This window comes from Clostridium weizhouense (genome assembly GCF_019431045.1).
GTDB classification, from domain to species: Bacteria; Bacillota; Clostridia; order Clostridiales; family Clostridiaceae; genus Clostridium; species Clostridium weizhouense.
This window is the reverse complement of the sequence record NZ_JAHXPT010000020.1, coordinates 26,881-36,142: the sequence shown is the minus strand read 5'-3', so window position 1 is coordinate 36,142 and position 9,262 is coordinate 26,881. Positions and strand designations below refer to the sequence as shown.

The following is a 9,262-nucleotide window of genomic DNA, read 5'->3' as shown; positions in this document are numbered from 1 at the left end:
CTCTCTCGAATGCTGGTTATATTACAACCTTGAATTTAATTATTTTTCTTGTCTACTTGACAAGGGATGTATCAAAAATTAGATAGTCCCTCATTTTTTATGTTTTAAAATATAATGTTAATATTTTGTTTCTCTAACTTACTGGACGAATGTATATGAGTCAAGTTTCCTATTTTAATCCTGTCCATGAGCTTTATACTATAATATTAACAGTTATTTAAAAGCATATATTTATTTAATTCTTCTTTTAGAATTATTTTTGTTTTTATATGAAGAACTTTTAAAATTCTTACTATTTTCATTTTGGGTTTTTCTATTAGTTAAATTGCTTTTTAAAGAAGACTCTTTACTGTTTTTATTAGAAGATTTACTATTATTTCTATTTAAATTATTTTCTCCATCATTATTAGATGATTTATTATTTTTATGTTTACCTTGATATCCAACTTTACCAGGAGTAAAACCGATCAAGCAATTTTTTCCAGTACCAATTAAATCTTCTCTATGTGCTTTAATTAAAGCTTTTTTTACTTTTAAATGATTTTTTGGAACTGCAAATTGAATTAAAGCTCTTTGCATTTCTTTTTCTTCAGGAGTTTTTGGAACGTAAACTTCTTCTCCTGTAATAGGATTAAATCCAGTATAGTACATAGTAGTTGATAAGCTACCAGGAGTAGGATAAAAATCTTGTACTTGTTCTGGTGTATATCCCATTTCTTTAATATATTGTGCAAGTTCTATAGCTGCATTTAAGTCAGAACCTGGATGGGAAGACATTAAATATGGTACTAAGAATTGCTTTTTGTTTAACTTCTTATTTATATTAAAATATTTAGTAACAAATCTATCATACACTTCTCTTGTTGGTTTTCCCATTTGATTTAGTACTTTTGGTACAACATGTTCGGGTGCTACTTTTAATTGACCACTTATGTGATGTTCACATAGTTCTTTGAAGAATGAATCATTTTTATCATGAATTAAATAGTCATATCTTATTCCAGAACGGATAAACACTTTTTTTATACCAGGTAATTTTCTAACTTTTTTTAATAAAGATAGATATTCTGTATGATCAATTTTTAAATTTTTACAAGGTGCTGGAAACATACATTGTTTTGTCTTACATGTTCCATGCACTTCTTGTTTTTTACAAGCTCTATGTCTAAAGTCAGCAGTTGGACCGCCAATATCATGAATATATCCTTTAAAATCAGGCAAAGTAGTTAATAATTTAGCTTCATCAATTATAGAGTTTTGGCTTCTGTTTTGAATAACTCTTCCTTGATGAAAAGTTAATGCGCAAAATGAGCATGATCCAAAACATCCTCTATGGCTTGTGATTGAAAATTTAACTTCTTTTATAGCAGGTATTCCACCTTTAGCTTCATATATTGGATGATAAGTTCTTGTATAAGGTAAATTATATGTAATATCCATTTCCTCTTGAGTTAAGTTTTCTTGAGGTGGATTTTGAATTAAATATCTATCACCGTACTTTTGAATTATAGTTTTACCATTAATAGAATCCTGTTCATAATATTCTAACTTATAAGCTTCTGCATAAGCATTTTTATCACTTACAACTTCTTCATAAGATGGTACAATAACAGCGTTTTCAATATTTGATATATCATTAGTTAAATAACATGTGCCTCTAACATTAGTGATATTTTTTATATTTGCACCATATCTTAATAGATCAGCAATTTGAACTACAGTTTTTTCACCCATACCATACATTAATAAATCTGCTTTAGAATCTAAAAGAATACTTCTTCTAACCTTATTATCCCAGTAATCATAGTGAGCAAATCTTCTTAAACTCGCTTCAATTCCACCTATTGCTATTGAGACATCTTTATAAGCTTCTCTGATTCTATTACAGTAAACAATGACAGCCCGATCAGGTCTATGACCAGCTTCACCACCAGGAGAATATAAATCTTCACGTCTAATTCTTTTTGCAGCAGTATAATGATTAACCATAGAGTCTATATTACCTGAATTAACTAAAAAACCGTATTTTGGACGACCTAATTTTTTGAAGTCTTCACAGTTATGCCATTTAGGCTGTGCTATAATTCCTACAGTAAATCCTTGTGCTTCAAGTGTTCTACCTATAATAGCTGTACCAAATGAAGGGTGATCAACATAAGCATCACCGGTAACAATTATAAAATCTAGTTGATCAATTTTTCTTTTTAACAAATCTTCTTTACAGATAGGTAAAAATTCTTTACAAAGTTTCATATATAATTAACTCCAATTCATAAAATTCTAATTTTGTACTATTTTTTTAATAGTGTTGATATTATAATAAGGCATATGAACGAAAATAACGAAGCTAAATGCACTGATTTTTTTCATTAGGCAAATTTGCTGACGTAGTATAATTGGAAATAGGTTTGGCAGATGGACTTGTTATTTTGGGATTATGCCTAAAATTCATGTAAAGAATAGAAATAGTAAATTCTACTCATGTACATTCATAGAGAAAGTTTAAGAAAATATAAAAAATATCTTAAACTAAGAACTCAGTTTATCTTAACATAAGGTTAATGAGTTTACAAATAGCAATGCTTGAAGGGCTTTTGTATTATTTACAAATTTGATAAAAATAAGGAAAAGATTTTTATACAAATTAAGATGCGTTTTAGAATATATCTATAAATTAAAGTGGAACTAAGAATCGTATTTAGACATAGTATGATAATATAATTAGATAAAACATATTCAAAAAATAATAAAGTAATTATTTTTATATATTTTAGTTAAGGTTTCTTTTAGAAAGTAAGAAAAAATATAGAGTATATTATTGTTTTATATATATCTAAGTATCAACAGATGAGTAAAAATTTGTTGCCTTTTTAGTACTATGTAATATAATAATTAATAGAAATGAGTAGGTAAAATAAAAAATAGCTAATAATTAACAATTATTTTAGAGAAAATGTATTATAGGGTGGTGTAAAAAATGGAGGCTGGACCTCAGATGATTGAGAGTTATAATTTAATATTTAATATTTTAAGCAGGAAGTCTTCATTTGATTTTAATTAGGTAAGGGTTTTCCTGTTTAATATAGGAGGAGTCTTGCATGAAAAAATTATCAGTATTTTTATATACAAGTATTTTGTCTAGAAGGGTTTATGATGAATTTGGAGATGTAATTGGGGAAATAAAAGATGTTTATGTAACTACGGAAGAAGGGTATCCAAGGATTATAGGATATAAAATAAGAAGAGATGGAGTTACATTTCATTATGAATTTAGATATATTGAATTTTTAGAAGATAATGGTAATGTCAGAATTAAAACTAGAGGAAGTAAAGAGATATTACCAATGACTTATACTTATCTTTTATCAGAAAATTTATTGGATAAAAAGATAGTAGATATAAATGGAAAAAAAGTTGTACGAGTTAATGATTTAAGAATAGCGGAGATTGCAGGAGAATATAGGGTGGTTGCAGTTGAAACAGGTCCTTTAGCTAGATATAGAAGATTTAAAATAGCAGGTTTAATTAAGTTTATTTATAAAATTTTTGGGAAAGACTATGAAGATAAAGTTTTAATGTGGGAAGATGTTGAATCATTAGAAATGGTTGATAATAATTTAAAATTAGTAGTTCCATATCAAAAATTATCTACACTACATCCAGCAGATCTTGCAGATATTTTAGAAGAGTTAGATGAAAGATCAAGAAAGCAAATTTTTGAATCGCTAGATGAAGATTTAGCAGCTGATACCTTAGAAGAGATAGATCCAGAGTATAAAGGAAGTATTATTAAAGAATTATCAGAAACTAGAGCCGCAGAGGTTTTAGAAAATATGGCTAGTGATGAAATTGCAGATCTTTTAGATGATTTGGATGAGGAAGAAAGAGAAAAAATATTAATTAATTTGGAAAAAGAAGATGCAGACGAGGTTAAAGAATTACTTAAATATGAAGATGAAACAGTAGGAAGTATTATGAGTAAGGAATTTATATCTGTTAATTTAGACATTACTGTATTAGATGCTATAGATATATTAAAAGAGATGCAACCTGATGAGGAAGTTATGTATTATATATATATAACAAATGAAGAAGAAAGAATAGAAGGTATGATTGCATTAAGAGACTTACTTATAAATGAAGGTCAAAAAAAGATAAAAGATATTATGGATGAAACTGTTTCACATGTAAAACATGATGATGAAATTAATGAAGCAATAGAAGTTGCAGCTAAATATGATTTAGTAACTGTTCCAGTAATAGATGAAGATGAAAAATTAGTTGGAATCGTAATAATTCATGATTTAGTAGATGAGTTTTTATATCCACTTTGGAAAAAGAAAAATTAATTTTAAAAAATAATATTGACTTTTTTTTGAAATAACATATAATAAAAATATAAAGCATATCGAATTACTCAGAATTAAAAACATTGAAAAAGGAAAGTAACATAAAGAAAGATTACAGAGAGAAAAAAGAAGCTGAGATTTTTTCATCAAGACTTTGTGTGAAGTGCCCTTTGGAGTTGAAATCTGAATTAAATTAGTTTAATTTATAGTAAGGTTCTCCGGGTTCACCCGTTACAGTGATAAGGCATGTATTGTGCTTAAATGAGAGGAATTAAATTTATAATTTAATTCAATTAGAGTGGAACCGCGAATATTACTTCGTCTCTATAGTTTTTATAGTAGATGAAGTTTTTTTTATTCTTTATGAACTTATATACTTTAAAATCTGTGGATGACTTTTAGAATATCTTGTTTTATAGGTATTATAAGTACCACTTAAAGAATAAAAAATAATCATATGCCGTACTATTATTACTGCATTACGTTTGGAAAGGGTGCATGGCTAAAAATTATACGATTTTCAAATTTTGAATAGTTAGTGAATTTAAATCTATATAAAGTTTTTAATAATAAGTAAAGAATAGCTTAACTAACTAAGTTTTATAACAATATCAGGTTATTAAATTAGGCTAATAAAAAAATAACAAGTTTATATGCTTTAATAAATTTAAAATTTAGTACAAATTATATAGTAATAGCAATTGAATAAAATTAAAAATATTAAGGGGGATTAGAACAATGATTTATAATGGAGTATTAGAATTAATAGGAAAAACACCGATTTTAAAATTAAATAATTTAATTAAAGAGGAGAATATAGCGGATGTTTATGTTAAATTAGAAAAGTTTAATCCAGGTGGAAGCGTAAAAGATAGAGCAGCGCTTGGAATGATTGAAAGAGCGGAAAAAGAAGGTCTATTAAAGAAAGGTTCAACAATAGTTGAACCAACTAGTGGAAATACTGGTATAGGTCTTGCATTAATAGGTGGATTAAAAGGATATAAAGTTATCATTGTTATGCCTGAAACAATGAGCAAAGAAAGAAGAGACTTAATAAATGCATATGGGGCAGAACTAGTTTTGACAGAAGGAAGTAAAGGTATGAAAGGGGCTATAGAAAAGGCATTAGAGATTAAAAAAGATGATAGCTATTTTATACCACAACAGTTTGAAAATTTAGCTAATCCAGAAAAACATTATGAAACAACAGCAGAGGAAATATTTGAAGATATTCCTGATTTAAATGCAGTTGTAGCTGGTGTAGGTACTGGAGGAACTATTGTTGGTATTTCAAAAAATTTAAAAAAGAAAAATTCTAAAATTAAAACTATAGCGGTTGAACCATTTTCTTCACCAGTTTTAAGCGGTGGAGAACCAGGAAGTCATAAAATACAAGGAATAGGAGCAGGATTTATTCCAGGAAATTATGATGAACAATATGTTGATGAAATATTTACTGTAAAAGATGAAGAAGCATTTAAAATATCAAAAGAATTTGCAAGATATGAAGGAATTTTAATAGGTATATCATCGGGTGCAGCCGTTTATGCAGCGATAGAAGTAGCTAAAAAACTTGGAAAAGGGAAAAAAGTATTAGCAATTGCCCCTGATGGAGGAGAAAAATATATATCAATGGGTGTATATGAGTAAAAGTTATAACTTTTAAATGATAGGGTATTGTTGAATTATAGAGACATATTAAGGCATTTTAGACTCGTTATTTTCATTCATATGCCTGAATAAAATGTGTCTTGATAAAAAGGAGAGTTATGCTGTGTTTAAAAAATTGAATTATGATTTAGAAAGAGTTTTAATTAATGATCCAGCAGCTAAAAGCAAAATAGAAGTTTTGTTATTATATCCATGTATTCATGCTATTATAGCTTATAGAATTAGTCACTTTTTATATAACCATAAAAGATTTTTCTTAGCACGATTTATTTCTCAACTAGCACGATTTTTTACTGGTATAGAAATTCATCCTGGGGCTAAAATAGGAAAAGGGTTATTTATAGATCATGGTATGGGAGTTGTAATAGGTGAAACAGCAGAAATAGGGGATGATGTTATAATGTATCATGGAGTAACTCTTGGTGGTACAGGAAAAGATAAAGGGAAAAGACATCCTACTATTGGAAATAATGTTCTTATAGGGGCAGGTGCTAAAATTTTGGGGCCTATAAATATTGGAGATAATGCAAAAATAGGATCTAATGCTGTAGTTTTACATGAAGTGCCAGTAGGATCTACAGCAGTAGGAGTTGCTGCAAAAAACCTTGTAAGAACAAATGCAACTATAATAGAGATAAAAGATTTACAAGGAAGAAAGAAAAAAATATTTAATGAAATGGTGATTTAGAGGAATATTATGGGAGTGAAAAACGATATAATTAAAAACTGCTTATCTTTAGGGATAGATTCAATAGGATTTATAAAGTGTAGAAGGTTTGATGAATTAGAGAGTTTTTATAAGGAGAGAAAAGCTTTAAATTTAGAAAATGAATTTGAAGAACAAGATATAGAAAAAAGGATAAATCCAAAGAAATATTTACAAGAAGGGGAAACTATAGTATCTATAGCTTTCCCTTATTTGACTTCAAAAGAAATAAAAAATAATGGATTTTCAGTTTATACAAAAGGATTGGATTATCATTATGTTGTTAATAAATATTTAGATAATATATGTAAAATAATAGAATCGTATGGTGGCACGGCAAAAACATTTGTAGATAGTAATTCACTACCAGAGCGATATATTGCATTTTTAGCTGGGGTAGGGTTTATAGGAAAAAACAATATCCTTATAAATAAAAAGTATGGATCATATGTGTTTTTGGGAGAAATAATTACTGATTTAAAATTTTACGATGAGGATAGGGGATCATTAAAGGATTTAAACTCTTTCAAGGAATGCGGGGAGTGTACTAAATGTTATGATGCATGTCCAACAAAAGCTATAAATAACTATAGAAAAAATAGTAACATTTGTTTATCGTATTTAACTCAAAAAAAAGATTTAGAATTGTGGCAAATGGAAAAACTAGATGGAAGAATTTTTGGGTGTGATACTTGTCAGCTTATATGTCCTTATAATATTAAAAAAGAATTATCAAAGATAAAAGAATTTAATCCATTAAGCTTTATGAACGACGATAATAATGATGATTTTATTATCGATATGAATAATAGTGATTTTAAAGACACATTAAAAAAAACTTCTTGTGGATGGAGAGGGAAAAATGTTTTAAAAAGAAACGCGTTAATTAGAAAAGCATTATATTTAAAAGATGATAGTTTTATAATTAATGATAAAAAGGTTGAATCTCCTTATCTGAGAGAGTATATAAATAGACTTTTTAACTAATTTGGAATATAATGATACATATATATGATTGAGGCAGGAGTGATGAAGAGAGATGCTATCACCAACTATAGTTAAGATTTTAGGAGTATTCCCTGAAAGTGTACTTATAAAGTTTGGACAAATGAAGGTTAAAAGTTATATGAGAAAATATGCAAATATAACTTTAAAAGGTATTGAAAATTTAGATGGGGTTAAAAAACCAAGAATATTTATAAGTAACCATTTAAGCAATGCCGATGGTTTAGTATTAGATAAGGTTTTAAAGGAAAAGAGTGATCCTTATTTTATTGCAGGAGTTAAATTATCTGATGATTTAGTAACTCGTATAGGGACTAAAGTAATTAAAAATATTCCTATAAAGCCTAATTCTGCTGATAAAGATGCAATTAGTAAAATAGTAAAAACTCTTAGAAGAGGAGACGATGTATTAATATTTCCTGAAGGCACTAGAAGTAGAACAGGAGCTATGATAGAAGGAAAAAAAGGTATTTTATTATTTGCTAAAATGTCAAAAGCTGAAATAATTCCTATAGGAATATCTGGTACAGAAAAACTTCTTCCAATTAGTAAAACTGGAGATATGGGAAAAGAAAAATGGAATAAAGCTAATGTTACAGTAAATATCGGTAAAAAAATAGATTTACCTTCAAAAGAAGAAAAAGAAGGCAAACATGAATATGAAGATAGATGTATGAATGTGTTAATGAAAAGTATAGCAGAGCTTCTACCAGATAATTATAGAGGAGTTTATAAATAATATGAAATTAAAAACACAAAAGATTTTGGATATTTTAAAAGAAACTTATCCAGATGCCAAGTGTGAATTAAATTATCAAACCCCTTTTCAGCTATTGGTAGCTACAATTTTGTCAGCACAGACTACAGATAAAAAAGTTAATGAAGTAACAGAAACTTTATTTAAGGATTATCCAGATTTAAATGCTTTTTTAGAAATAACTAGTGATGAATTAGAGGAAAGAATAAAGAAAATAGGTTTATATAGAAATAAGGCTAAAAACTTAATACTTATGTTTAGGCAGTTAAAAGAAAAATTTAATGGAGAAGTTCCAAAAACAATGGAAGAAATAACTTCTCTTGCAGGAGCAGGAAGAAAAACGGCTAATGTTGTTTTATCAAATGCATTTAATGTTCCATCTATTGCTGTTGATACCCATGTATTTAGAGTTTCAAATAGATTAGGACTTGCAAATTCAGAGAATGTTTTAGGAGTAGAGAAACAACTTCAAAAAGAAATACCAAAAGAAGAATGGTCTTTAACGCATCATTTATTAATATTTCACGGAAGAAGATGTTGTTTAGCAAGAAAACCTAAATGTAATGAATGTCCTTTAACAGAACTATGTAATTATGCAAAGTAATATTTATGTTTTAAGTGAATGTTTATATTGTTTAAAACATAAATAATAATATGTTATGAACATAAAAGAACCACTTATAGGTATAACTATAGAGTTTGTGGTTCTTTTAATGTTATCTATTATTTATTAAAATATTATTATAAGAAGTTTTATTATTAGCTATGCTTTAA

Annotated in this window: 7 protein-coding genes and 1 other annotated feature; of the genes, 6 read left to right on the top strand and 1 reads right to left on the bottom strand. The window is 27.5% G+C overall.

Annotated features, from left to right (window positions below):
* Positions 1-231 precede the first annotated feature (231 nt).
* Positions 232-2,253: a YgiQ family radical SAM protein gene (locus KYD98_RS17240; RefSeq protein ID WP_219781293.1), complete on the bottom strand. Its 2,022-nt coding sequence runs from the start codon at positions 2,251-2,253 to the stop codon at positions 232-234.
* Positions 2,254-3,098: 845 nt separating this feature from the next.
* Between KYD98_RS17240 and KYD98_RS17235 the strand changes: the two genes are divergently transcribed.
* The 6 genes from KYD98_RS17235 to nth all read left to right on the top strand — a co-directional run bounded on the left by KYD98_RS17235 (position 3,099) and on the right by nth (position 9,092).
* Entirely contained in the window at positions 3,099-4,349 is a 1,251-nt protein-coding gene (locus tag KYD98_RS17235; RefSeq protein WP_219781292.1) for a magnesium transporter MgtE N-terminal domain-containing protein, read from the top strand.
* Positions 4,350-4,423: 74 nt separating this feature from the next.
* Positions 4,424-4,678, top strand: a binding site (T-box leader).
* A 409-nt stretch (positions 4,679-5,087) separates the two neighbouring features.
* On the top strand, positions 5,088-5,999 hold the full coding sequence (cysK, locus tag KYD98_RS17230; protein WP_219781291.1) for a cysteine synthase A: 912 nt from the start codon (positions 5,088-5,090) through the stop codon (positions 5,997-5,999).
* Positions 6,000-6,123: 124 nt separating this feature from the next.
* The gene (gene epsC, locus KYD98_RS17225) at positions 6,124-6,708 is read left to right on the top strand and encodes a serine O-acetyltransferase EpsC (RefSeq protein ID WP_219781290.1); all 585 of its coding nucleotides are present in this window, start codon (positions 6,124-6,126) and stop codon (positions 6,706-6,708) included.
* 9 nt (positions 6,709-6,717) lie between these two features.
* On the top strand, positions 6,718-7,713 hold the full coding sequence (gene queG / locus KYD98_RS17220) for a tRNA epoxyqueuosine(34) reductase QueG (protein ID WP_219781289.1): 996 nt from the start codon (positions 6,718-6,720) through the stop codon (positions 7,711-7,713).
* Positions 7,714-7,765: 52 nt separating this feature from the next.
* Positions 7,766-8,470, top strand: a complete 705-nt coding sequence (locus KYD98_RS17215) for a lysophospholipid acyltransferase family protein (protein WP_219781288.1) — start codon at positions 7,766-7,768, stop codon at positions 8,468-8,470.
* A 1-nt stretch (position 8,471) separates the two neighbouring features.
* On the top strand, positions 8,472-9,092 hold the full coding sequence (gene nth, locus KYD98_RS17210; protein WP_219781287.1) for an endonuclease III: 621 nt from the start codon (positions 8,472-8,474) through the stop codon (positions 9,090-9,092).
* The last annotated feature ends 170 nt before the right edge of the window (positions 9,093-9,262 follow it).